At 60.6% G+C, this 24,400-nt stretch carries 23 protein-coding genes; 13 read left to right on the forward strand and 10 right to left on the reverse strand.

The window, feature by feature from the left end:
* The first annotated feature begins 91 nt into the window (after positions 1-91).
* Both QZR30_RS11635 and QZR30_RS11640 read left to right on the forward strand, forming a co-directional pair.
* On the forward strand, positions 92-2,578 hold the full coding sequence (locus tag QZR30_RS11635; protein WP_311903324.1) for a circularly permuted type 2 ATP-grasp protein: 2,487 nt from the start codon (positions 92-94) through the stop codon (positions 2,576-2,578).
* Complete coding sequence (locus tag QZR30_RS11640; protein ID WP_046070656.1) at positions 2,578-3,465, forward strand: transglutaminase family protein; 888 nt, start codon at positions 2,578-2,580, stop codon at positions 3,463-3,465. Before QZR30_RS11635 ends, QZR30_RS11640 begins: the two co-directional genes overlap by 1 nt.
* A gap of 102 nt (positions 3,466-3,567) precedes the next feature.
* On the opposite strand, the gene QZR30_RS11650 is transcribed toward QZR30_RS11640, so the two are convergent.
* Positions 3,568-3,750 carry a hypothetical protein gene (locus QZR30_RS11650; RefSeq protein ID WP_034117461.1) on the reverse strand — a complete coding sequence of 61 codons (183 nt, stop codon included), beginning with the start codon at positions 3,748-3,750 and terminating at the stop codon, positions 3,568-3,570.
* Between the two features lie 332 nt (positions 3,751-4,082).
* Between QZR30_RS11650 and azu the strand changes: the two genes are divergently transcribed.
* Positions 4,083-4,529, forward strand: a complete 447-nt coding sequence (gene azu / locus QZR30_RS11655) for an azurin (RefSeq protein ID WP_046070658.1) — start codon at positions 4,083-4,085, stop codon at positions 4,527-4,529.
* 136 nt (positions 4,530-4,665) lie between these two features.
* On the opposite strand, the gene nadE is transcribed toward azu, so the two are convergent.
* The 3 genes from nadE to QZR30_RS11670 all read right to left on the reverse strand — a co-directional run bounded on the left by nadE (position 4,666) and on the right by QZR30_RS11670 (position 7,808).
* Positions 4,666-5,493: an ammonia-dependent NAD(+) synthetase gene (nadE, locus tag QZR30_RS11660; RefSeq protein ID WP_311903325.1), complete on the reverse strand. Its 828-nt coding sequence runs from the start codon at positions 5,491-5,493 to the stop codon at positions 4,666-4,668.
* Between the two features lie 3 nt (positions 5,494-5,496).
* The gene (gene pncB, locus QZR30_RS11665; protein ID WP_003188094.1) at positions 5,497-6,711 is read right to left on the reverse strand and encodes a nicotinate phosphoribosyltransferase; all 1,215 of its coding nucleotides are present in this window, start codon (positions 6,709-6,711) and stop codon (positions 5,497-5,499) included.
* 206 nt (positions 6,712-6,917) lie between these two features.
* Positions 6,918-7,808: a LysR family transcriptional regulator gene (locus QZR30_RS11670; protein ID WP_311903326.1), complete on the reverse strand. Its 891-nt coding sequence runs from the start codon at positions 7,806-7,808 to the stop codon at positions 6,918-6,920.
* Positions 7,809-7,961: 153 nt separating this feature from the next.
* Between QZR30_RS11670 and amaB the strand changes: the two genes are divergently transcribed.
* The 9 genes from amaB to QZR30_RS11715 all read left to right on the forward strand — a co-directional run bounded on the left by amaB (position 7,962) and on the right by QZR30_RS11715 (position 19,058).
* The gene (gene amaB / locus QZR30_RS11675) at positions 7,962-9,452 is read left to right on the forward strand and encodes an L-piperidine-6-carboxylate dehydrogenase (RefSeq protein ID WP_311903327.1); all 1,491 of its coding nucleotides are present in this window, start codon (positions 7,962-7,964) and stop codon (positions 9,450-9,452) included.
* A 176-nt stretch (positions 9,453-9,628) separates the two neighbouring features.
* A complete protein-coding gene (gene amaA, locus QZR30_RS11680) occupies positions 9,629-10,912 on the forward strand; it encodes an L-pipecolate oxidase (protein WP_059398414.1) in 1,284 nt (427 codons plus the stop codon).
* A gap of 374 nt (positions 10,913-11,286) precedes the next feature.
* Complete coding sequence (locus tag QZR30_RS11685) at positions 11,287-12,423, forward strand: branched-chain amino acid ABC transporter substrate-binding protein (protein ID WP_046070664.1); 1,137 nt, start codon at positions 11,287-11,289, stop codon at positions 12,421-12,423.
* Positions 12,424-12,624: 201 nt separating this feature from the next.
* Positions 12,625-13,539 carry an ABC transporter permease subunit gene (locus QZR30_RS11690; RefSeq protein ID WP_003188099.1) on the forward strand — a complete coding sequence of 305 codons (915 nt, stop codon included), beginning with the start codon at positions 12,625-12,627 and terminating at the stop codon, positions 13,537-13,539.
* Between the two features lie 2 nt (positions 13,540-13,541).
* On the forward strand, positions 13,542-14,819 hold the full coding sequence (livM, locus tag QZR30_RS11695) for a high-affinity branched-chain amino acid ABC transporter permease LivM (RefSeq protein WP_046070665.1): 1,278 nt from the start codon (positions 13,542-13,544) through the stop codon (positions 14,817-14,819).
* A complete protein-coding gene (locus tag QZR30_RS11700) occupies positions 14,816-15,691 on the forward strand; it encodes an ABC transporter ATP-binding protein (protein WP_046070666.1) in 876 nt (291 codons plus the stop codon). Before livM ends, QZR30_RS11700 begins: the two co-directional genes overlap by 4 nt.
* Positions 15,688-16,404 carry an ABC transporter ATP-binding protein gene (locus QZR30_RS11705; protein WP_046070667.1) on the forward strand — a complete coding sequence of 239 codons (717 nt, stop codon included), beginning with the start codon at positions 15,688-15,690 and terminating at the stop codon, positions 16,402-16,404. The genes QZR30_RS11700 and QZR30_RS11705 overlap by 4 nt, the downstream gene beginning before the upstream one ends.
* A 779-nt stretch (positions 16,405-17,183) precedes the next feature.
* Positions 17,184-17,948, forward strand: coding sequence for an SDR family oxidoreductase (locus QZR30_RS11710; RefSeq protein ID WP_046070668.1), 765 nt, complete (start codon positions 17,184-17,186; stop codon positions 17,946-17,948).
* Between the two features lie 204 nt (positions 17,949-18,152).
* The gene (locus tag QZR30_RS11715) at positions 18,153-19,058 is read left to right on the forward strand and encodes a cation diffusion facilitator family transporter (protein WP_311903328.1); all 906 of its coding nucleotides are present in this window, start codon (positions 18,153-18,155) and stop codon (positions 19,056-19,058) included.
* A gap of 120 nt (positions 19,059-19,178) precedes the next feature.
* Here the strand turns inward: QZR30_RS11715 and QZR30_RS11720 are convergent, their stop codons facing one another.
* The 5 genes from QZR30_RS11720 to ureE form a co-directional block, all read right to left on the reverse strand.
* Positions 19,179-20,288 (reverse strand): AGE family epimerase/isomerase, encoded by a 1,110-nt coding sequence (locus tag QZR30_RS11720; protein ID WP_056847090.1) that lies wholly within the window; start codon positions 20,286-20,288, stop codon positions 19,179-19,181.
* A 119-nt stretch (positions 20,289-20,407) separates the two neighbouring features.
* Positions 20,408-20,980: a HupE/UreJ family protein gene (locus QZR30_RS11725; protein WP_046070671.1), complete on the reverse strand. Its 573-nt coding sequence runs from the start codon at positions 20,978-20,980 to the stop codon at positions 20,408-20,410.
* Positions 20,981-21,002: 22 nt separating this feature from the next.
* The gene (gene ureG, locus QZR30_RS11730; RefSeq protein WP_311903329.1) at positions 21,003-21,617 is read right to left on the reverse strand and encodes an urease accessory protein UreG; all 615 of its coding nucleotides are present in this window, start codon (positions 21,615-21,617) and stop codon (positions 21,003-21,005) included.
* Positions 21,618-21,636: 19 nt separating this feature from the next.
* The gene (locus QZR30_RS11735) at positions 21,637-22,311 is read right to left on the reverse strand and encodes an urease accessory protein UreF (protein WP_311903330.1); all 675 of its coding nucleotides are present in this window, start codon (positions 22,309-22,311) and stop codon (positions 21,637-21,639) included.
* The gene (ureE, locus tag QZR30_RS11740) at positions 22,308-22,808 is read right to left on the reverse strand and encodes an urease accessory protein UreE (protein WP_046070673.1); all 501 of its coding nucleotides are present in this window, start codon (positions 22,806-22,808) and stop codon (positions 22,308-22,310) included. Before ureE ends, QZR30_RS11735 begins: the two co-directional genes overlap by 4 nt.
* A gap of 340 nt (positions 22,809-23,148) precedes the next feature.
* On the opposite strand from ureE, the gene QZR30_RS11745 reads away from it, so the two are divergent.
* Positions 23,149-23,655, forward strand: a complete 507-nt coding sequence (locus tag QZR30_RS11745) for a C40 family peptidase (RefSeq protein ID WP_046072638.1) — start codon at positions 23,149-23,151, stop codon at positions 23,653-23,655.
* A 5-nt stretch (positions 23,656-23,660) separates the two neighbouring features.
* On the opposite strand, the gene QZR30_RS11750 is transcribed toward QZR30_RS11745, so the two are convergent.
* Positions 23,661-24,293 (reverse strand): TetR family transcriptional regulator, encoded by a 633-nt coding sequence (locus QZR30_RS11750; RefSeq protein ID WP_046070674.1) that lies wholly within the window; start codon positions 24,291-24,293, stop codon positions 23,661-23,663.
* Positions 24,294-24,400: the final 107 nt, after the last annotated feature.

Here is a 24,400-nt window from a genome sequence, read left to right on the forward strand (position 1 = left end):
GATGCACCGCCATCGGGAGCAAGCCCCCTCCCACATTGGATCGTAGTGAATTTGAGTTAACCTGACTTCCCTTGCCCCTGCCGAGCGTTCCATGTCCGATTTGCTCGACCGTTACCCGCTCACCGCGGGCACCTACCACGAACTGCTGGACGCCAGCGGCGCGGTGCGTGCCCATTGGCAGCGTTTGCTCGATCACCTGCAACGCAGCACGCCCACGCAACTGGCCCAGCGCCAGGCGCTGCTGACCCGGCAAATCCAGGAAAACGGTGTGACTTACAACGTCTACGCCGACCCCAAGGGCGCTGATCGCCCCTGGGAGCTGGACCTGCTGCCCCATGTGCTGGCCGTCGATGAGTGGCGGCAGCTGTCGGCCGGCATTGCCCAGCGTGCGCGCTTGCTCAACGCGGTGCTGGCCGACCTGTATGGCCCGCAGCGCCTGATCAAGGAAGGCTTGCTGCCCGCTGAACTGGTCTTCGGGCATAACAACTTCCTGTGGCCATGCCAGGGCATCCAGCCGCCCGACGGTGCATTCCTGCACTTGTACGCCGTGGACCTGGCGCGCACTCCGGATGGCCGCTGGTGGGTCACCGCCGACCGTACCCAAGCACCGTCGGGCGCCGGCTACGCCCTGGAAAACCGCACCATCGTGTCCCGCGCGTTCCCGGACTTGTACCGTGATTTGCAGGTGCAGCACCTCACCGGTTTCTTTCGCACGCTCCAGGAAACCCTGGCCCGCCAGGCACCGGGCGACGACCAGCCACCGCTGATCGTGCTGCTCACGCCGGGCCGTTTCAACGAGAGCTATTTCGAACACCTGTACCTGGCGCGCCAACTCGGGTACCCGTTGGTAGAAGGCGGCGATCTCACCGTGCGCGACAGCACAGTGTTCCTGAAAACCCTCAGCGGCCTGCGTCGGGTCCACGCGATCATGCGCCGCCTCGACGACGATTTCTGCGACCCGCTGGAGCTGCGTACCGACTCGGCCCTTGGCGTGCCTGGCCTGCTCGGCGCCGTGCGCCAAGGCAACGTGCTGGTGGCCAATGCCCTGGGTAGCGGCGTGTTGGAGTCCCCAGGCTTGCTGGGTTTCTTGCCAAAGATCAACGAATTCCTGTTCGATGAAGCGCTGATCCTGCCGTCCATTGCCACCTGGTGGTGCGGTGAAGCGCCGGTGCTGGCCGAAGCCCTGGAAAAACTCCCGGAGCTGCTGATCAGGCCGGCATTTGCTTCGCAAAGTTTCGCCCCGGTGTTTGGTCGCGACTTGAACGATGAGCAACGCCAGGCCCTGGCCGAGCGTATGTGTGCTCGGCCTTACGCCTACGTTGCCCAGGAGCTGGCGCAGTTGTCCCAGGCGCCGGTGTGGCATACCGAGGAAGACCATCTGCAACACCGCGCCATCGGCATGCGCGTGTACGCGGTGGCCAGTGATGAGGGATATCGCGTGCTGCCCGGTGGCCTGACCCGTGTGGCCGCCGAGGCCGATGCCGAAGTGGTATCGATGCAGCGCGGCGGCGCCAGCAAGGACACCTGGGTGTTGGGTGAACGTGCCAGTGTCGGCGAACAGTGGCGTGCCCAGCGTGCGATTGGCGCCCACGACCTGGTACGTCGCGACCCTTATTTGCCGTCGCGGGTGGTGGAAAACCTGTTCTGGTTTGGCCGCTATTGCGAACGCTGCGATGACAGTGCGCGCTGGCTGCGCATCGTGCTGGCGCGTTATGTGGATGGCGATGATCCGTTGGCGTTGCAGGCAGCGGTCGAACTGGGAGAAAGCCTGCGCCTGCTGCCGGAGGAGGGGGAGCTGCCCGAGCGCCTGCTCGCCGCCTTGCTCGGTGATGATTGGCCTTCGAGCCTGCGCGCCAACTTGCAGCGCTTGCAGTGGGCGGCGTCCCAGGTACGCGGCAAGCTGTCCCGGGAAAACTGGCAGGCGCTGGTGGAGCTGCAACGCGAAGCCATGGAGCTGGAAAGCCAAACCCCTGATTTTGGCGAGCTGCTGGATTTCCTCAACCGCCTGGTGATGTCCCTGGCGGCGCTGTCCGGGTTTGCTCTGGACGACATGACCCGTGATGAAGGCTGGCGTTTCTTGATGATGGGCCGGCGTATCGAGCGCCTGCAGTTTCTCAGCAGCAGCCTGGCAGCGTTCCTGCGTGGTGTGGCGGTGTTCGATCAGGCCGGGCTGGAGTGGTTGCTGGAACTGGGCAACAGCAGCATCACCTATCGCTCGCGCTACCTGGCGGTACCACAGTTGATCCCGGTGCTCGACCTGTTGTTGCTCGATGAGCAGAACCCCCATGCGGTGCTGTTCCAGTTGAAACTGGTGAGCCGCACCCTGCGTCGCCTCAATGATGATTTCGGTGTGCCGCGGGAAACCGGCCTGGCGCCGTTGGTGGAGCGCCTGGCGCGCTTCGACCTGGGCTGCCTGGAGAACCCGTTGTTCGGCGAGGCCAGCGTGCGTGCTGCGCTGGACGGCCTGGCCGACCTGTTGCAAAGGGTCGCCGATGAAAGTGGGCAAGTATCCGATCGCCTGGCGCTGCGCCATTTTGCCCATGTGGACGATGTCAGCCAGCAGACGGTGTCGGTGTGATGAGCGCGCGTTATCAGATTTTCCACGATACCCATTACCACTACGACAGCCCGGTGTCCCTGGCCCAGCAACTGGCGCATTTATGGCCACGACCGTGTGCCTGGCAACGTTGTACCTGGCAACAGCTGGAGATCAGCCCGCAGCCGTCTTCGCGTCGCGATGAGCTGGATGTGTTCGGCAACCCGATCACCCGCCTGGCGTTCGAACGGCCCCATGATGAATTGCTGGTGAATGCGGCGCTGACCGTGGAAGTGCTGGCGCGGCCTGCGCTGGATTTCCAGCAATCGCCGGCCTGGGACCAGACTCGCGACAGCTTGACCTACAGCAGCCAGCCCATGGCAGAGCAACTGATCGAAGCCTGTCGATATCGCTTCGAATCGCCCTACGTGCATTTGAAGAAAACCTTCGTCGAGTTCTCCGAAAGCTGCTTCCCGCCCGGCGAGCCCTTGCTGCTGGGCACACAGGCGTTGATGCAGAAGATTTTCAGCGAGTTCACTTTCGATGCCGAAGCCACTCAGGTCGCCACGCCGCTGGTGGAGGTGTTGGAGCGGCGGCGAGGGGTGTGTCAGGACTTCGCCCACTTGATGCTCGCCTGCCTGCGCTCGCGCGGGCTGGCGGCACGCTATATCAGCGGTTACCTGCTGACCCAGCCACCGCCCGGCCAGCCACGGTTGATCGGCGCCGACGCGTCCCATGCCTGGGTCTCGGTGTTTTGCCCGGAGTCAGGCTGGGTGGATTTTGATCCGACGAATAATGTACAGCCGGCACTGGAGCACATCACCCTGGCCTGGGGCCGGGATTTCTCTGATGTGTCGCCGTTGCGGGGGGTGATTCTGGGGGGAGGTAGCCATGACCCGGAGGTGCGGGTGACGGTGATGCCGTTGTAGGAGCGAGCTTGCTCGCGAAGAACCTGAGGGCGCCGCGGTGAGTCAGGCACCCCGCGTTATCGTTAACGCCTTTCGCGAGCAAGCTCGCTCCTACAGTAATGCTTATTCCGCCGGGTCTTTCGGGGTTTCGGTCTCGTCAGTCGCCACTTCACCTTCCGCATCCGGGTTCAGTGCGCCTGCTTCTTCGTCTGCAGCGGCTTTCTTGCGTTGCAGTTTTTCCTCTTTCTTCTGTTCCTTGGCCAAGTCTCTCTGACGTTTGGCGAAGGAGTAATTAGGTTTGGCCATGGGCGATCCTCTAGGGTCGAAGGTGAGGGTGGGCGGCGCGCAGCTGCCTTGGGTCGTCATGGTAGCAGCTTCAAGGTGACTTTCGCCTTCACTTACCGCAGGCGTAGGCGGCCAGCAGGCCGTTGAACAGGTGATTGAGGTGCATGGCGCGGACTCCAGTGGGCAATGGAGCGATCTTAGGCAGCCTGCGGCACTTTGGCTGGTTGATTGTGTTGATCAAGCTGATAGCCTAAAGTTGTATACAATCTGTTGATGCAGATCATAAGAACTTAAGCCTGCTTGAGGCACCCTTGTCGCAATACGCGTTTTTTAACCCTGCCTTGGAGATTCACATGTTTGCCAAACTCGTTGCTGTTTCCCTGCTGACTCTGGCGAGCGGCCAGTTGCTTGCCGCAGAGTGCAAGGTCACCGTCGACTCTACCGACCAGATGTCCTTCAACACCAAAGAAATCACCATCGACAAGAGCTGCAAGCAGTTCACCGTTGAGTTGACACACTCCGGCAACCTGCCGAAGAACGTCATGGGGCATAACTGGGTGCTGACCACTGAAGCCAACATGCAGCCTGTGGCTACTGACGGAATGGCTGCGGGTATCGATAAGGATTATCTGAAGGCCGGTGATGACCGCATCATCGCCCACACCAAGATCATTGGCGCTGGCGAGAAAGACTCGGTGACCTTCGACGTCTCCAAGCTCAAGGCCGATGAGAAGTACAACTTCTTCTGCTCGTTCCCTGGCCACATTTCGATGATGAAAGGTGCCGTGGTCCTGAAGTAACACCGCGTTATCGTTCATCGGGGGCAAGCCCCCTCCCACATTCGACCGCATTCTCATGCTGGAACGCGGTCAAGTGTGGGAGGTGGCTTGCCCCCGATGGCATTCTGGCAATCACTGCAAAACCAGCTGGCTCACCTCAAGGCGCAAACGGCATCACCCGCTTGTGCTCCGTCTTGCGGTACGTCTCGCAGATAATCCTGAACGCCTCTTCACGCACGGGCTCACCGTGCAGGAACGCATCGATTTCGGCATAGGTCACCCCGTGTGACGCTTCGTCCGGCTTACCCGGCGACAGGTCTTCCAGGTCGGCGGTCGGGACTTTCTCCACCAACGATTCCGGCGCGCCAAAGTGCCGGGCAATCGCACGCACCTGGTTCTTCACCAGCCCGCTCAACGGGGCCAGATCGCAGGCGCCGTCACCGAACTTGGTGAAAAAGCCCATCACCGCTTCCGCCGCGTGATCAGTGCCGATCACTAAGCCGCCGGCTGCGCCGGCGATGGTGTACTGCGCCACCATGCGCATGCGCGCCTTGGTGTTGCCCAGTACGAAGTCGCGGGACACCGCTGCCTTGCCTTCAAACGCCGCGACTTCATTGGCCAGGGCTTTCACTGCCGGGCCGATATTCACGGTGTGGCGTTCGTCCGGCTCGATGAATTCCACCGCGGCCTGGGCGTCGTGTTCGTCGAACTGGGTGTCGTAGGGCAGGCGCACGGCGATAAAACGATAAGACTCGTCGCCGCTGCTGGCACGCAGCTCCTGCACCGCCCGTTGGGCCAGCAGGCCGGCGGTCAGGGAGTCGACGCCGCCGCTGATGCCCAGCACCAGGGTTTTGAGCCCGGAATTGCGCAGGCAGTCCTGGATAAAGGCTACGCGTCGGGCGATCTCGGCTTCAAGGCTGGCCTGGTCGTTGAACGGCGCTTGGACCTTGAGCTGCTGCGCAATCTCACGCTGTACGGCTTGCATGATTCACTCCTTGCTGGAAAGGGCAGGTACTTTGAAAACGTGACGCAAATAGGCGACAAAATTCGGGTCGGTGCAATGGGTCTTGCCCGCTTCATCGGAGATCTTGGCGACGGGCTGGCCATTGCAGGCGGTCATTTTAAGCACGATGCTCATCGGTTCCACCCCTGGAATATCGCAGGTCAGGTTGGTGCCGATGCCAAAGCTGACATTAATGCGGCCACGCAGCGCACGGAAAATCTCCAGGGCCTTGGGCAGCGTCAGGCTGTCGGAGAACACCAGAGTCTTGCTCATCGGTTCGATGCCAAGCTTGTGGTAGTGGGCGATGGCTTTTTCCGCCCACTGGATGGGGTCGCCGGAGTCGTGGCGCAACCCGTCGAACAGCTTGGCAAAGTACAAATCAAAGTCGCCGAGGAAGGCGTCTGTGGTAATGCAGTCGGTCAGGGCAATACCCAGCAGGCCACGGTATTCACGCACCCAGCAATCGAGGGCGGCGATCTGGCTGTCGATCAGGCGCGGGCCGAGTTGCTGGTGGGCCATGATCCATTCGTGGGCCATGGTGCCCAGGGGCTTCATATCGAACTCGCGGGCCAGGTGTACGTTGCTGGTGCCGACAAAGCGCCCGGGGAAGTCGTGCTTGAGCACGCTCACTACTTCTTCCTGCACACGGTAAGAGAAGCGCCGGCGCGTACCGAAGTCCGCCACTTGCAGTTCCGAGAGCTCGTCGCTGCTGGCATTCGCCGTCAGCCAATCGAACTTGCGGTACAGCTGCTCGCGCGCCTGTTCAAGGATCACGGTCTGGTAGCGGTAGCGGTTACGCACTTCGCTGACGATGGCCAGCATCGGCACTTCAAACAGGATCACATGCAGCCACGGCCCTCGCAGGCGGATAAACAACTCGCCGTTCTCGATACCGGTCTGTACGTAGCGCAGGTTGAAGCGGAACAGCCCGAGAAAACGCAGGAAGTCCGGCTTCATGAAGCTGATACGTTCAAGGAAACCCAACTGGTCGGGGCTCAGGCTCAGCTCGGCCAGGCGCTCGATCTGGTAGCGGATCTCCGCCAGGTATGGGCGCAGGTCTTCGCTGTTACGGCAGCGGAACTCCCATTCAACTTCCACGTTGGGGTAGTTGTGCAGCACCGCCTGCATCATGGTCAGCTTGTAGAAGTCGGTGTCGAGCAAGTTCTGCACGATGCGATCGGCAAACACACTCTCGCTCATAACGGGAATCTCCAGACGGGTCGGCGATGGGCGCCGACCTTTACGCACAATTAAAGAAGGGGGCTAGTGGCGCATAGACGTGGGTCGGTTTGCCAGTGATTTTTTGCCAGGGCCACCGGCGCCATCGAGAGCAAGCCCCCTCCCACAGGTTGAAATGCGTTTCAAATGTGGGAGGGGGCTTGCCCCCGATGGCGGTATTCCAGGCACTAAATAACCTGCTCAAGCATCCATTTCACAAACTCCCTGACCTTCGGCACCTCCGCCGAATGCTCAGGATAAGCCAGGTAATATGCATCCTGGCTCGGCATCGCATGCTGCCAAGGAATCACCAGCTTGCCCTCGGCCAGTTCCTCCTCCACCAGAAAGCGCGGCAGCAACGCCACGCCACAACCCACCTGCGCGGCGCGGATGCACATATAGAAGGTGTCGAAACGCGGCCCGTGGTAGCTGTGCTCGGTATGCATGTCCTGGCTGGCAAACCAGTCATGCCAGCCCTGGGGCCGCGAGGCGTTTTGCAGCAGCACCAGGTTGCTCAATTGCGTGGGGTCGGTGAAGGGCAGGGCGGGCAGGCTGTCGGGCGCACAGACAGGTACCAGCTCTTCGCTGAACAGCTTCAAACTCTCGGTGCCGGGGCGCGAACCCTGGCCGAAGTAGAAGGCCATGTCGGCCTTGCCTTGCAGCAACTCGTCAGGTTCCTGCTCGTTGCACAGGTCCAGGTGGATCTGCGGGTGGCGCAGGCGCCAACCCTTGAGGCGCGGCACCAGCCAGCGCGCGCCGAAGGTGTAGGGCGTGGATACCCGCAGCACTTCGGTCTCGCCGCCGTAGGAGCGCAGGTAATGGGTAGACATCTCCACCTGGGTGAGGATCTTGCGCACTTCCACCAAGTACAGATCACCCGCCGGGGTCATCTGCAAGCGGCGACGCACTCGGCGAAACAGCAGGTGTTGCAGCAGCTCTTCCAACTGTGCCACCTGTTTGCTCACCGCGCTTTGCGTAAGGTTCAGCTCCTCGGCTGCACGGGTAAAGCTCAGGTGGCGGGTGGCGGCTTCGAAACACTGCAGGGCGGTGATCGAGGGCAAATGTCTTTTGTTCAGCACGGCATGCCTCTTTTTATTCTTTGCATGAATAAACGGAATGATATCTCGCCTAATCGTCGTTTGTTGGCAAGTCTTGGGCCAGCTACAAATAAGCGCTGGATCGCCGTGTCGGTGGCGGCGCGAATTTTCTGTTTGAGATTGAAGGAGTGACCCATGGTTGCCGCATTGCTTGATCGTCTCGGGGTAAACCCGGCGCTGTACCAATCGGGCAAGCAGCCCGTGCATTCGCCGATCGATGGTAGCCAGATCGGCAGTGTGCACTGGGAAGGCGCCGCCGAGGTGGAGCAACAGGTCAGTCGCGCCGAGCATGCATTCGAGGCCTGGCGCAAGGTGCCGGCGCCGCGACGCGGCGAGCTGGTACGCCAGTTCGGCGACGTGCTGCGCCAATACAAGGCCGACCTCGGCGAACTGGTGTCATGGGAAGCCGGCAAGATTACCCAGGAAGGCTTGGGCGAAGTACAGGAGATGATTGACATCTGCGACTTCGCCGTCGGCCTGTCGCGCCAGCTGTATGGCTTGACCATCGCCTCCGAGCGCCCCGGCCACCATATGCGTGAAACCTGGCACCCGCTGGGCGTGGTCGGTGTGATCAGCGCCTTCAATTTTCCGGTGGCCGTGTGGGCGTGGAATACCACCCTGGCCCTGGTGTGCGGTAACGCGGTGATCTGGAAACCCTCGGAAAAGACCCCCCTCACCGCACTGGCCTGCCAGGCGCTGTTCGAGCGCGTGTTGAAGACATTCGACGGTGCCCCCGAGTACCTCAGCCAGGTGATCATTGGCGGTCGCGACGCCGGCGCCGCGCTGGTGGATGACCCGCGCGTCGCCCTGATCAGTGCCACTGGCAGCACGCGCATGGGCCGTGAAGTGGCGCCGAAAGTCGCCGCCCGCTTCGCCCGCAGCATCCTCGAGTTGGGCGGCAACAACGCCATGATCCTCGGCCCGAGCGCCGACCTGGACATGGCCGTGCGCGCCATCCTGTTCAGCGCCGTCGGCACTGCCGGCCAGCGCTGCACCACCCTGCGCCGTCTGATTGCCCATGAGTCGGTCAAGGACGAAATTGTCACTCGCCTCAAGGCCGCCTACGCCAAGGTGCGCATCGGCCACCCGCTGGAAGGCAACCTGATCGGCCCGCTGATCGACAAGCAGGGCTTCGACAACATGCAGGATGCCCTTGAGCAAGCCTTGAGCGAAGGCGGCAAGGTGTTCGGCGGCAAGCGCCAGCTGCAAGACCAATTCCCCCACGCCTATTACGTGTCACCGGCCATCGTGGAAATGCCCGAGCAGAGCGACGTGGTGTGTACCGAGACGTTCGCGCCGATTCTCTACGTGGTCGGCTACACCGATTTCGCCGAAGCCTTGCGCTTGAACAACGCCGTGCCCCAGGGTTTGTCGTCATGCATTTTCACCACCGATGTGCGCGAAGCCGAGCAATTCATGTCGGCCGTGGGCAGCGATTGCGGCATTGCCAACGTCAACATCGGCCCGAGCGGCGCGGAGATTGGTGGCGCGTTTGGCGGTGAGAAAGAGACCGGCGGCGGCCGCGAGTCGGGGTCGGATGCATGGCGCGGGTATATGCGCCGGCAGACCAATACCGTGAACTACTCGCTGGAGCTGCCGTTGGCGCAGGGCATCACATTCGACTAAGTCCTCAAGTCGAAGTGAGGTCAAAATGTGGGAGGGGGCTTGCTCCCGATTGCGGTGGATCAGTTGTATATCTGCTGACTGACACGCCGCCATCGGGAGCAAGCCCCCTCCCACATTTGATTGGGTTCATAACTTAAAAAACTAGCTGTTTGTTAGGTCCTCTACGGAGTCTGGCAATGTCTTTACGCGAAACATGCTTATGGGAACAACTCACCCCCAGCCGACCGGATCGCGCCGCGCTCAAGGGCGCGGTCAAGGTGGATGTATGCGTGATCGGCGCCGGCATCACCGGCTTGTCGGCCGCTATTCACTTGCTGGAACAGGGCAAAAGCGTTGCCGTGCTTGAAGCACATCGCACCGGCCATGGTGGCTCGGGGCGCAACGTCGGGCTGGTGAATGCCGGCATGTGGATCCCACCGGACGAGATCGAAGCCGGTTTCGGGACGGCGGTGGGCAGCCAGCTCAATCGCATGTTGGGCGCGGCGCCGTCCCTGGTGTTCGGCCTGGTCGACAAGTACCGCATCGATTGCCAATTGCGCCGCGAGGGCACTTTGCACATGGCCCACAATGCCCGTGGCGAGGCGGATTTGCGCAGCCGTGAAGAGCAGTGGAAACGCCGTGGTGCGCCGGTTGAGTTACTGACCGGGCAAGCATGCGAGCAAGCCACCGGGACCAAGAAAATCGCTGCCGCGTTGCTGGATCGGCGCGCCGGCACCTTGAACCCCATGGCTTACACGACGGGCTTGGCGAATGCCGCCGTGGGGCTGGGCGGGCAGCTGTTTGACCATTCACCGGTCACCCAGCTGGAGCGCCAAGGTGCCGATTGGTCAGTGCAGACCGCCGAGGGCGCGGTGCAGGCCGCACAGGTGGTGATCGCCTCCAACGCCTACACCGAGGGCGAATGGACCGAGTTGCGGCGCAATTTCTTCCCCGGCTATTACTACCAAGTGGCGTCGACGCCGTTGACCGACGATGCCGCCCAGCAGATCCTCCCCGGCGGCCAGGGCTCATGGGACACGCGCCAGGTACTGAGTAGCATCCGTCGTGATGCCGATGGCCGCCTGTTGCTTGGCAGTCTGGGCAACGGCAACCAGAAACCAGCCTGGTTCCTCAAGGCGTGGGCTGATCGGGTGCAGCAGCACTACTTCCCCTACCTCAAATCGGTGCAGTGGGAATGCACCTGGACCGGTTGCATCGCCTTCACGCCAGACCATCTGATGCGCCTGTTCGAGCCGGCGCCAGGGCTGGTGGCGGTCACCGGCTATAACGGCCGTGGCGTGACCACCGGCAGCGTGGTGGGCAAGGCGTTTGCCGACTATCTGTGTCACCAGGATCCCCAGGCCCTGCCGATCCCGTTTGCGCCCATGCAACCCTTGACCGGGGCAAGCCTGCGCAGCTGCTTGTATGAAGCTGGATTCTCGCTGTATCACGCCGGGCAATGCCTGAGGATCGTGATCTGATCAGCGAAATACCGCTCAAAAGCCTGCGTTTTCTTAGCAGGCTACCCATCTGTATTGGTGCAAGGCGTAGCAATCACGCACTGTAAATGTGCAGTTCCGTTACGCACGTTGTTACAGCTGTAGGAACTGTCGTTTATCCCTCTGGTTGCAGCTGCGACCTGGCAGGGTTGTACTTTTTTGGCTCGTTGGTTGCACCTATCGGTGCTAGACGGTTGCACGTCCTGGCAAAAGGCGTCGAAACGCCTGTAATAACAATGACACCGTGTCTTTTTGAAGAATAAAAACGTAATGGCACGCGGCTTGCTCTGAGCTTTCGGTGAAAGGTTTGAATGCAAGTTGTCGTGCCAAAAATCAAAAATATCGGAGCACCACTCATGTCCCAGACGTTTTACAAGAAAGGTTTTCTGGCCCTCGCCGTTGCAGCGGCGCTGGGTGTTTCTACGTTTGTTCAAGCCGATGTGAAGATTGGTGTGGCGGGCCCGATGACGGGCGCCAACGCCGCTTTCGGTGAGCAGTACATGAAGGGTGCCCAGGCGGCAGCCGACGTTATCAACAAGGCCGGCGGCATCAACGGCGAGCAGATCAAGCTGATTGCCGGCGATGACGCCTGTGAACCCAAGCAAGCCGTGGCCGTTGCCAACCGCCTCGCGGACCAGGACAAAGTCATCGGCGTGGTCGGACACTTCTGCTCCTCGAACACTATTCCGGCATCTGAGGTCTACGACGAAGCCGGCATCATCGCCATCACCCCGGGCTCCACCAACCCCCAAGTCACCGAGCGCGGCTTGAGTGCGATGTTCCGCATGTGCGGGCGTGACGACCAGCAAGGCATCGTCGCCGGCGACTACATCGTCGACGTGCTCAAGGGCAAGAAAGTCGCGGTGATCAACGACAAGGACACCTACGGCAAGGGCCTGGCCGACGCTACCGCTGCGCAGTTGACCAAGCGTGGCGTCAAGCCGGTGCTGGAAGAGGGCCTGACCCGTGGCGAGAAAGACTTCAGCGCCCTGGTCACCAAGATCCGTTCCCTGGGCGCCGACGTGGTGTACTTCGGCGGCTTGCATCCGGAAGCCGGTCCGTTGGTGCGCCAGATCCGTGAAGCCGGTTTGAAAGACGTCAAGTTCATGTCCGATGACGGCGTGGTGACCGATGAACTGGTGGCGACTGCCGGTGGTGCGCAGTACGTCGATGGCGTGTACATGACCTTCGGCGCCGATCCGCGCCTGCTGCCGGACAGCAAGACCGTGGTGGAAGAATTCCGCAAAAACGGCACCGAGCCCGAAGGCTACACGCTGTACGCCTACGCCTCGATCCAGGCCCTGGCTGCCGGCTTCAACGGTGCCAAGTCCAACAAGGGCGAAGACGCTGCCAAGTGGCTCAAGGCCAACCCGGTTAAAACCGTCATGGGCGAAAAAGCCTGGGATGCCAAGGGCGACCTGAAAGTCTCTGACTACGTGGTTTACCAGTGGGACAAGGACGGCAAATACCATCAGTTGGAAAAGCAGAAGTAAGCCTGAGCACCACAGTACCAATGTGGGAGGGGGCTTGCTCCCGATAGCGCAGTGTCAGCCAATACATGCATGACTGACCCACCGCAATCGGGAGCAAGCCCTCTCCCACAGGAGAGTGGCGTTGTTATTGAGATCTGTTTTTTCCTCCAGAAGCGCCGCACACCCACTGGTGTGCAGGTGCTCACCGCGTGAGATTGCGTTATGGATGGTATTTTCCTGCAGCAACTGGTCAACGGCCTGACCCTCGGGTCGGTCTATGGCCTGATCGCCATCGGCTACACAATGGTCTATGGCATCATTGGCATGATCAACTTCGCCCACGGCGAGGTTTATATGATTTCCGCTTACCTCGCGGCGATCAGTCTGGCACTGCTGGCTTACTTCGGCATCGAATCCTTCCCGCTGCTCATTCTCGGCACCTTGATCTTCACCGTGGTCGTCACCGGCGTTTATGGTTGGGTGATTGAGCGTGTCGCCTATAAGCCGCTGCGTAACTCCACTCGACTGGCCCCGCTGATCAGCGCCATCGGTATCTCACTGATCTTGCAGAACTACGCCCAGATCGCCCAGGGCGCCAAGCAACAAGGCATCCCGACCCTGCTGGCCGGCGCCTGGCGCGTCGATATCGGCACTGGCTTCGTGCAACTGACCTACACCAAAGTGTTCATTCTCGTGGCGGCGTTCGCCGGCATGGCATTGCTCACCTACATCATCAAATACACCAAGCTGGGCCGCATGTGCCGCGCCACCCAGCAAGACCGCAAGATGGCCTCGATCCTGGGCATCAACACCGACCGGGTGATCTCCTACGTGTTCGTCATCGGCGCGGCCATGGCCGCCCTGGCCGGCGTGCTCATCACCCTCAACTATGGCACCTTCGACTTCTATGCCGGCTTCATCATCGGCATCAAGGCATTTACCGCAGCGGTACTCGGCGGCATCGGCTCCCTGCCTGGGGCGATGCTCGGCGGGATCATCCTCGGTATCTCTGAGTCGCTGTTCTCGGGGTTGATCAACTCTGACTACAAAGACGTGTTCAGTTTCTCCCTGCTGGTGGTGATTCTGATTTTCCGTCCCCAGGGCCTGCTTGGTCGCCCACTTGTGGCGAAGGTGTAAACATGTCTGCTGCCAAATCCATTGATATCAAGAAAAGTGTGGTCGATACGGTCCTCGCCGGGCTGATTTCGCTGATCGTGTTCGGCCCCATCGTCGGCGTGGTGCTCGACGGCTACAGCTTCAACCTGGAGCCGATGCGCGTTGCCACATTGGTCGCCATTGTGATGGCCGGACGTTTTGCCTTGAGCCTGTTCCTGCAAACCCCCAAGGGTGTGAAGATTCTGCAGGGCTTCGAAAGCAGCGGCTCGGGTGTGCACGTGCTGCCACCGGACTACAAGTCGCGGTTGCGCTGGATCATCCCGGCGTTGATCGTGATCGCCATCGTGTTCCCGATCTTCGCCAACAAATACTTGCTCACCGTGGTTATCCTCGGGCTGATCTACGTGTTGCTCGGCCTGGGGCTGAACATTGTGGTGGGCCTGGCCGGCTTGCTCGACCTGGGCTACGTGGCGTTCTACGCCATCGGTGCCTATGGCTTGGCGCTGGGTTATCAATACCTCGGCCTCGGCTTCTGGACGGTGCTGCCATTGGCGGCCATTGCGGCGGCATTGGCGGGGTGCATACTCGGCTTCCCGGTGCTACGAATGCACGGTGACTACCTGGCCATCGTGACCCTGGGTTTTGGTGAAATCATTCGCCTGGTGCTCAACAACTGGCTGTCGTTCACCGGCGGCCCCAACGGTATGCCAGTACCTTCCCCAACCTTCCTGGGCCTGGAATTCGGCAAGCGGGCGAAGGATGGCGGCGTCCCGTTCCACGAGTTCTTTGGCATCGATTACAACCCCAACATCAAGTTCATGTTCATCTACATCGTGCTGTTCCTGGTGGTGCTGGCGGTGCTGTACATCAAGCATCGCCTGACCCGCATGCCGGTGGGCCGCGCCTGGGAAGCCTTGCGCGAAGATGAAATCGCCTGCCGCTCCATGGGCCTGAACCATGTGCTGGTCAAGCTCTCGGCGTTCACCATCGGCGCATCCACCGCCGGGTTGGCCGGGGTGTTTTTTGCCAGCTACCAGGGCTTCGTCAACCCGTCGTCGTTTACCTTCTTCGAGTCGGCATTGATCCTCGCCATTGTGGTGCTAGGCGGCATGGGCTCGACGGTGGGAGTGGTGATCGCGGCGTTCGTACTGACTGTTGCGCCTGAACTGCTGCGCAGTTTCTCCGAGTACCGCGTCCTGCTGTTTGGGGTGCTGATGGTGGTGATGATGATCTGGCGACCCCGTGGCTTGATTCGAATCAGCCGTACCGGTGTGACGCCACGTAAAGGAGTCGCGCCATGAGCAAGGAAGTCGTGCTCTCTGTGGAACACCTGATGATGCACTTCGGTGGCATCAAGGCCTTGAGCGATGTGAGCCTCAAGGTCGAACGCAACTCGATCTTCGCTCTGATCGGCCCCAACGGCGCCGGCAAGACCACGGTGTTCAACTGCCTCACCGGCTTCTACAAAGCCAGCGGCGGCAAGATCGAACTCAATGTGCGAGGCCAGCAGACCAACGTGATCCAGTTGCTCGGCGAGCGCTTCAAGGCGGTGGACTTCGTGTCGCCGAAAAGCTTCCTCAGCCGCGTGTACTACAAGATGTTCGGCGGCACCCACCTGGTAAACCGCGCCGGCCTGGCACGGACCTTCCAGAACATTCGCCTGTTCAAGGAAATGTCGGTGCTGGAAAACCTGCTGGTGGCCCAACACATGTGGGTCAACCGCAATATGCTGGCCGGCATCCTCAATACCAAGGGCTATCGCAAGGCCGAAAGCGATGCCCTCGACCATGCCTTCTATTGGCTGGAAGTGGTCGACCTGGTGGACTGTGCCAACCGCCTGGCCGGCGAGCTCTCCTACGGCCAGCAGCGCCGCCTGGAAATTGCTCGCGCCATGTGCACGCGGCCGCAGATCATCTGCCTGGACGAACCCGCTGCGGGTCTCAATCCCCAGGAAACCGAAGCCCTCAGCGCGATGATTCGCCTGCTGCGCGACGAACACGACCTCACGGTGGTGCTGATCGAACACGACATGGGCATGGTGATGAGTATTTCCGACCACATCGTGGTACTGGACCACGGCAACGTTATCGCCGAAGGCGGCCCGGAGGCGATCCGCAACGACCCGAAAGTGATTGCCGCCTACCTGGGCGCGGACGAAGAGGAGCTGGTATGAGTGCGCCTATCCTCGAAATGAAGGATCTGGACGTGTATTACGGCCCGATCCAGGCCCTGAAAAAAGTCTCGCTGTACATCAACGAAGGCGAAACCGTCAGCCTGATCGGCTCCAATGGCGCGGGTAAATCCACGCTGCTGATGTCGATCTTTGGCCAGCCACGGGCCGAGTCGGGGCAGATCCTCTACAACGGCGTCGATATTACCCACAAGTCGTCCCACTACATCGCTTCCAACGGCATTGCGCAGTCGCCGGAAGGGCGGCGGGTGTTCCCCGACATGACCGTCGAGGAAAACCTGCTGATGGGCACCATCCCCATTGGCGACAAGTTTGCCGGCGAGGACATGCAACGCATGTTCGAGCTGTTCCCACGCCTCAAGGAGCGGCGCAACCAGCGGGCCATGACCATGTCTGGCGGCGAACAGCAAATGCTCGCCATCGCCCGTGCATTGATGAGTAGGCCCAAGCTGTTGCTGCTGGATGAGCCGAGCCTGGGATTGGCGCCGATTGTAGTGAAGCAGATCTTCTCAACCCTGCGTGAACTGGCCTCCACCGGGATGACCATCTTCCTGGTGGAGCAGAACGCCAACCATGCGCTGCGCTTGTCGGATCGGGCGTATGTGATGGTCAATGGTGAGATTCGCCTCACGGGGACCGGTAAAGAGCTGCTGGTGAATGAGGAAGTTCGCAACGCTTACCTAGGCGGTCACTAACTGTTACTCAGTACCCTGTGGGAGGGGGCTTGCTCCCGATAGCGGTGTGTCAGTTTAAGAAGTGCTGACTGACAAATCGCTATCGGGAGCAAGCCCCCTCCCACATTTGATTGTGGGGTCCATAAGGCCTTTCTCCAAATTGTGGAAAACAAATCCAGCGACCCTCCAAAGCGCGACATATAGCCGCCGCAAATCCCTGTTTTGTCACAGTTTTGACTTGTCCCCATCCACTGTGGAACCGGCTGTGGGTAACGTGGGAGTAGCTGGCTGAAAGCCTTTAAACACGTGGCTTACAGCCTCGTGGTTGTTTTTTGATCAGTCGGTTTTTTGCGGCCGTCCGAGGGTTTTGTCAACCTGTTTAAAGACACAGTTATATGACCGGAATGTGACCGTCCAGCCTGTGGATAAGTCTGTGACTAAACTCTGGAAAGACCCCCGAAGGGGCCGGAATGACTGGCCTGGAGCCATCGTATGCTTTGCCGCATATGTCAGCGGCTACATACGCTTGCATCCAGGTCAAGCAAAAAACTTTCCAGACCCGCCTGAAAGCCTTGTATACAGCGGCTTCAAGCAGTTTGCACTTGCCCCCAAAGACTGTGGGCGCAGTTGTGGATAACCTGCGCGCATATGGCTGCAAGCCACGGTTTATAAGGCTCTGCTCAATATGGTTAAAAAATGATCAGTCATGTATGAAGGTGTGTGCATAGCGGTTGCCGCAAGGGCGGCGTAAGGGCATTCTGCTGGCTGCTTTTTTCCCCGATGCCCGCAAGGAGAACACCATGTCCGACACGCTATTTATCACTGGCGCCACTTCAGGTTTCGGCGAAGCCTGTGCTCGTCGTTTTGCCGAAGCCGGCTGGAAACTGGTGCTCACCGGTCGCCGTGCCGAGCGCTTGAGTGCGCTGGTTGAAGAGCTTTCCAAGCAGACCGAAGTGCATGGCCTGGTGGTAGATGTGCGTGACCGCAAGGGCATGGAAGACGCCATTGCCAACCTGCCACCGTCGTTCGCCAAGCTGCGCGGGCTGATCAACAACGCCGGCCTGGCCGTGGGTACCGACCCTGCGCCCAAGTGCAACCTCGACGATTGGGAAACCATGGTCGACACCAATATCAAAGGCCTGCTGACCACTACCAATCTGTTGCTGCCGCGCCTGATCGCCCATGGTCGCGGCGCAGGGATCATCAACCTGGGTTCTATCGCCGGCAACTATCCTTACCCGGGCAGCCACGTATATGGCGGCTCCAAGGCGTTCGTGAAACAGTTTTCGCTGAACCTGCGTTGCGACCTGCAAGGCACCGGTGTACGCGTAACCAACATCGAGCCGGGGCTCTGTGAGAGCGAGTTCTCCCTGGTACGGTTTGGCGGCGACCAAGCGCGTTATGACGCCACCTATGCAGGTGCCGAGCCGATTCAGCCGCAGGATATTGCCGATACGATTTTCTGGGTGATGAATACGCCGGCGCACGTGAATATCAACCGCTTGGAGCTGATGCCGGTGAGCCAGACCTGGGCTGGGTTTGCGATTGAGCGTGGGACTAAGTAAGGCTTTAGACCGCGTCGCTGCCATCGGGGGCAAGCCCCCTCCCACAATGGATCGGGTTCATAGATCTTGATTTGTTAACCCATTCAAGTGTGGGAGGGGGCTTGCCCCCGATGGCGTCAAATCGGCCAAAACAGGACATAAGGTACACTCCGCTCCTGAAAGCCCTCCGCACTGTGCGGTTTAAAGGTTTTGACAGGAGGAAATGTGAGTAACCGAGGTGAGCAGGCACTGCTCAAACAATCGACGATCCTGATGTTCGCTGTAGCGATCGCCGGGATTGTCACGGGCGTGATATCCGGCGCCCAGTCCATTCTATTCGACGGCTTTTTCTCGCTGATCGCCACCGCCATCAAGGTGCTGATGCTGATCACGGCCAAGCTGATCGCCAAGAAAAGCAACGAGCGTTTCCAGTTCGGCTATTGGCACCTGGAGCCGATGGTGCTGTTGATCGAAGGCAGTTTCCTGCTGTTGATCGCCATCTACGCGTTCCTCAATGGTGTGTTCGGCATTATCAATGGCGGGCGCGAGATCGAGTTGGGGTTGGTGATCGTTTATGCGGCGGTGTTTACCGTCGTGGAGTTCGCCTACTTCTTCTATGTGCGCTACCGCAACCGCAGGCTCAAATCATCGCTGATCCAGTTCGACAACATCAGTTGGCTGGTAGACGCGATGCTCTCGGTGGGCTTGCTGATCAGCTTCCTTGCCGCGCTGTTGCTCAAGTCCCAGGGCTATGGCGAGTGGGCGGTGTATGTCGACCCGTTGATCCTGATCCTGCTGGCCCTGAGTATGCTGGCGCCAGCATTCAAGATCCTGCGCCCGGCGTTGCGCGAGGTATTGGGAATCGCCCCGGACCATCTGGACGACAAAGTGCGCGAAGTAATGGACGCGGCGCAGGCCAAGCACGGTTTCGACGATTACGTGTCCTACGTGCAGAAGCACGGGCGGGCGCGGTTTATCGAGATTCATGTGGTGTTGCCGGCGGATTACCCATTGGATAACGTCGCCACCCTCGACGGGCTGCGTGAAGAGATATCCACAGGGCTGGGCACGCCGGATGCGGCGCGTTGGCTGACGATCAGTTTTACGGGCGACCGCAAGTGGATTGCGTGAGGTCAGTCAGACCGAGTTGAGGCCATCGGGAGCAAGCCCCCTCCCACATTAGACCGAGTTCCCACATGAAAACGCGGACAAAGGTGGGGGGGGGCTTCCCCCCCGGTGAGGCCCTGAAGATCACCCAAGCTGCTTGATCAAACCCTGGTAGCAGGTCGCCAAGTGATACGGCGTAGTCGACGGCATATCCCGTCGGCTCACGGAGCCCTGGGCATCCAGGCATTCATGCCAGCCCTTGGCATGCAGAAAATGCTCTTGCAGCGCCAGCAATTGGCGCTGCAGCACCGCCTCACTGCCTGGTCGTAACGTCAGCGCACGCAAGTACTCGGCCTGAGCCCAGATACGTTGGGTGCCGTCGCGCACCGTGCCATCCAGCGCAAGCATGCCACTGACCGCACCGCTCGATTTATCCACACCCATTTCTTCGGCATAGGCAAACGCCCGTGTCAGTGACGCATGCAGCGGTGTGCCGCGCAGCACCTCTGACGATTCCAGCAAAAAGAACCATTCGAACTGGTGCCCTGGCTCAAACCAGTTATCCACAGCCCCCAACGGTTTTTCCATCATCACGCCATGCTCGCGGTCGATGAAGCGTTGCTGCATGGCCGTCGCCAACGCCAGCAGGGCCGCCTGGACGTCGGCATCCTCACGCACTGCGAGAGTCGCAAGGAAGCCTTCGGCCAGGTGCATTAACGGGTTCTGCAATGGCCCTGAACCCAGCGAGGCCCAGTTACGCTCCAGCACTGCCTCATACAGGCCATCGCCCGTGGCAAAGCGCTGGGCGACGACTTCCAAGGCGGCATTGAGCACCGATTCCACCAGCGGTTCACGCACCTTGGCCCAGTAATGGGCGCAGGCAAAGATGATGAAGGCATGGGTGTAGAGGTCTTTGCGTTTGTCCTGCGGTTGGCCGGCGGGGTCGATGCTGTAGAACCAGCCACCGTGCTCGGCATCGTGGAAGTGCCTTTGCAGGGAGCGGAACAGCGCCGCTGCACGCTCTTCGGCAAAGGCCGCGCCGGGCTCACCGATCAGGTTGGCGAACAGGTACAACTGCCGGGCACAGGCCATGGCGCGGTAGCGTTGCGGGGGCAGCGGCTGGTGATCGGCGTCCAGCGCCTCGAAGGGCAGTGCCAGGTCGGCATTCCAGCCTGGGCCTTGCCAGAGGGGCACGATCAGGTCGTGGAAGTGCGTGAGCACGGTGTTCAGGGAAGGGGGGGAAGCGATGGGCATTGGCTGGCGTCGTCACGGCAGGGGTGTAGGCGCGCATGGTAGCAGGCTTGGCAACTGTGGTGTCTGCACCAGCGCTATCGGGGGCTTGCCCCCAATGGCGCCTTCAGCCGCGCCGCAAATCACCCCGCCAACAACCAAACCCCAGTTGCCGCCGAAGCCGCCCCGGCCACTCGCACCAAGGGCGCCGCCGCAACCGGCAGAAAGCGCACCACCGCATAACCTGCGGCATGCAACACCGCAGTCGCCCCCACAAACCCAGCGGCATACGCCCAAGGGCTGGTCATGTCCGGCAATTCCAAACCATGGGCTACACCATGGAACAACGCAAACAACGCCGTGGCACCCACGGCCACAAAAAGCGGCGGCCGCACTGCCAACGCTACAGCCAGGCCCAACGCCAGCACCGACGCCGCAATCCCGCTCTCCAGCGCCGGCAATTGCAGCCCTTCAAAACCCAGCACGCCGCCAATCAACATGGTGCCAACGAAAGCACAAGGCAGCGCCCAGCGTGCGTTGCCTTTTTGCTGCGCCGCCCATAGACCGACCGCTACCATGGCCAGCAAGTGATCGAGGCCACCCAACGGGTGGCTGATGCCGGCCACCAGGCCATTGTCGCCGTGGCCCGGATGGGCGAAGGCCAGGGCAGGGACGAGCAGCAGCGCGGCCGCGGCGAAGAGTTTGTTGAGGCTCATGGACAGGTTCCTTATAGGTTGATCAGGCGGCGGTCAGCAGGCCCTGGCGTTCGATAAAGGCGACGATTTCTTCCAGGCCGACCCCGGTTTTCTGGTTGCTGAACACAAAGGGCTTACCGTTGCGCATGCGCTGGGTGTCGCTGTTCATCAATTCCAGCGAGGCGCCCACCAGCGCGGCCAGGTCGATCTTGTTGATCACCAGCAAGTCGGATTTGCAAATTCCGGGCCCGCCCTTGCGTGGCAGCTTGTCGCCGGCGGACACATCGATCACATAGATGGTCAGGTCCGACAGTTCCGGGCTGAAAGTGGCCGACAGGTTGTCACCGCCGGACTCCACCAGGATCAGGTCCAGGCCCGGGAAGCGGCGGTTGAGCTGGTCGACGGCCTCCAGGTTGATCGAGGCGTCTTCGCGAATCGCCGTGTGCGGGCAACCACCGGTTTCCACGCCGATGATGCGCTCGGGCGCCAGGGCCTGGTTGCGCACCAGAAAGTCGGCGTCTTCGCGGGTGTAGATGTCGTTGGTGACCACCGCCAGGTTGTAGCGATCACGCAGGGCCAGGCACAGGGCCAGGGTCAGGGCGGTCTTGCCGGAGCCCACCGGGCCGCCGATGCCGACGCGCAGGGGTTGGGTGTTCATATCTGATTCTCCAAAAAAACTAGGAACGGAACAGGCGGCTGTATTGGCGCTCGTGGGCCATGCACGCCAGGGACAGGCCAAAGGCGGCGCTGCCCAAATGCTTGGGGTCGATGCGCTCGGCGTTTTGCTGGGCTTGTTGCAGCAGCGGCAACAGTTCGCTGGTCAGGCGTTGTGCGGCTTGCTGGCCGAGGGGCAGGGTTTTCATCAGCACGGCCAGTTGGTTTTCCAGCCAGCTCCACAGCCAGGCGGCGAGGGCGCCCTCGGGGCTGATATTCCAGGCGCGGGCGGCGAGGGCCCAGCCGAGGGCCAGGTGCGGTTCGTCGCGTTGTGCAAGGAACTCACGGGCGGCGCTGTCCAGTTCCGGCAAGCCGTTGAGCAGTTGTTGCAAGGAATAGCCCATTTGCCGGCTCTCCTGATAAAGCTCGCGGGTCTCGCGGCTGGCACGGTGTTCTTCACACAGCTGCGCCAGCCTCGCCCATTCCTGATCGACAGCCGCGCGGCAGTGAGCGAGCAGCAGTGGCGCTTCGAAACGTGCCAGGTTGAGCAGCAATTGGTCGCTGATCCAGCGCCGGGCACTCGCGGCGTCCTGTACGCGGCCATTGTCCACGGCCATTTCCAGGCCTTGGGAATAGCTGTAGCCGCCAATCGGCAATTGCGGACTGGCCAGGCGCAACAGCGCCCAGGCTGGGTTCATGCGCGCACGCCGAACTGGTGCAGCTTGGGCGCGTAGTTGAAGTCTTCGTCGCCATGCCGCGAATGATGATGGCCACCGCCGTACGCACCATGTTCCGGCTGGAACGGCGCTTCGATGGTCTGCGCGTCGGCACCCAGCTGTTCAAGCATGGCCTTGAGCACGTAGTCATCGAGCAGACGCAGCCAGCCGTCGCCGACTTGCAGGGCCACATGGCGGTTACCCAGGTGGTAGGCCGCACGGGTCAGTTCAAACGCGTTGCGGCAAGTGACGTGCAGCAGCTGTTCAGGTCTGGCGCGAACGCGTACGACACGTCCGTCTTCGGCTTGTAGGAATTCGCCATCGTGCAGCGGCGGCTGACCACGCTCCAGAAACAGGCCGACGTCTTCACCCTCGGCACTGAAACAGCGCAGGCGGCTTTTGCTGCGGGCTTCGAAGTTCAGCAGCAATTCGGCGGCCCAGAGGGCTTGCGGGGCGATTCGGCGGTGTATCACCAGCATCAGGAGGCTTCCAGCTATGAGCGATGGATGAGCTAGAGCAAGGGGCTTGCCAATCCGCAGATTGAGTAGGAATTCCCTGTAGGTAGGCATGGGCATGCTGCCCAATAGGGCGTCAGGGAGTTCTCCAAGTGTATCGATTTGGTGCGTGACGGGATTTATAGCACCGGTGAGGGGCGTTTTACGTTTAAGTCGGTGCGGACTTTGATGAAGTTTCTTTCATCATTTTCTTGTTGGTGTTTTTTCGGATTTGTCCTACGCGTTATCAGGATTTGGAGTTCATGACATTACTCGCGGCTTATTTAGGCTGTGCGCCGTGTTTAATTCCACCGCGACGTTCATCATGTTTAGATCAATTTTATTCGTATGCCTTGCCAGTCTGACCTTTGTCATTTCATCGGCCTCGGCCAGTCTTCAACCACGCGCTACTCTCGGTACTTCCCTGCAGGCCATCAAGCCTGCGTCCATCGACGGCGTGATCGATCGCGCCCATGAGTTGTTGGGCACGCCTTATAAATGGGGCGGCACGTCGGCGGAACAAGGCTTCGATTGCAGCAGCTTCCTGGTGTATCTGTTCAAGACTGAAGCCAATGTGCTGATACCCCGCACTACCGCGGCCATGCACCGGTCCTCGGCGGCGACTATCAAGCGCAATGCCTTGAAGCCTGGGGATGCAGTATTTTTCAAAGGCAACGGGCGTGGCCAGGTCAGCCATGTCGGCCTGTATATTGGTGAAGGCAAATTCATCCATTCGCCGCGCACCGGCAAAAAGATCCGTATCGATTCACTGAGCAACAGCTATTGGAATAAAAACTACACCACTGCCAAGCGCTTCCACACGGCGGGCTGACCGGCTTATTCGGTGCTGCCCAGCCCCTGCCAATGCTTGAGGCCGATAAAGATAAAGCGCAGTTGCTGGGTTATTTTCGCCTGGGGCGTGAGGTGAGGCGGCAGGGCATGGGCCGGTGGGTCGATGATGTCGGGCAGGGTGGCGAACACACTTTTGACGATCAGGTCGGCCATTACATGCAAACCCTCTGGGTCCAGGTGCTGCAACTTCGGCATCAGCGTCAGATCGGCCGCCAGGTCGCGGGTGATGTCTTCGCGCAGGGCCGCGATGGCTTGGCGTACCGCCAGGCAACCGCCGTACTGTTCACGGGCCAGGAACAGGAATTGTGAGCGGTTGGCCGAGACCACATCGAGAAAGATCCGTACGGAGGCATCGATAATGCCACCCATCACGAACTCGTTATGGCGCACCAGGCGAATCGTGGCGCGGAAGGTCTGGCCGACTTCGCTGACCAACACCAGCCCCAACTGGTCCATGTCGGCAAAATGGCGATAGAAACCGGTAGGCACGATACCGGCGGTCTTGGCCACTTCGCGCAGGCTCAGGCTGCCAAACCCACGGCCACACTCCATCAGATGGCGGGCTGCGTCCATCAAGGCGAGGCGGGTCTGTTGCTTCTGTTCGGCACGGGGCAGCATGAGCGAATGGGCTTTGTCGGCGAGTACAGCGACGCACTCTAGCAAAAGCGCTTTGCCGGCGTCGAACTTGGCGGGGGCGAGGCGTGACGCGGTCTATATAAAAGCAA

This window comes from Pseudomonas sp. rhizo25 (assembly GCF_031931935.1).
GTDB lineage: Bacteria > Pseudomonadota > Gammaproteobacteria > Pseudomonadales > Pseudomonadaceae > Aquipseudomonas > Aquipseudomonas synxantha.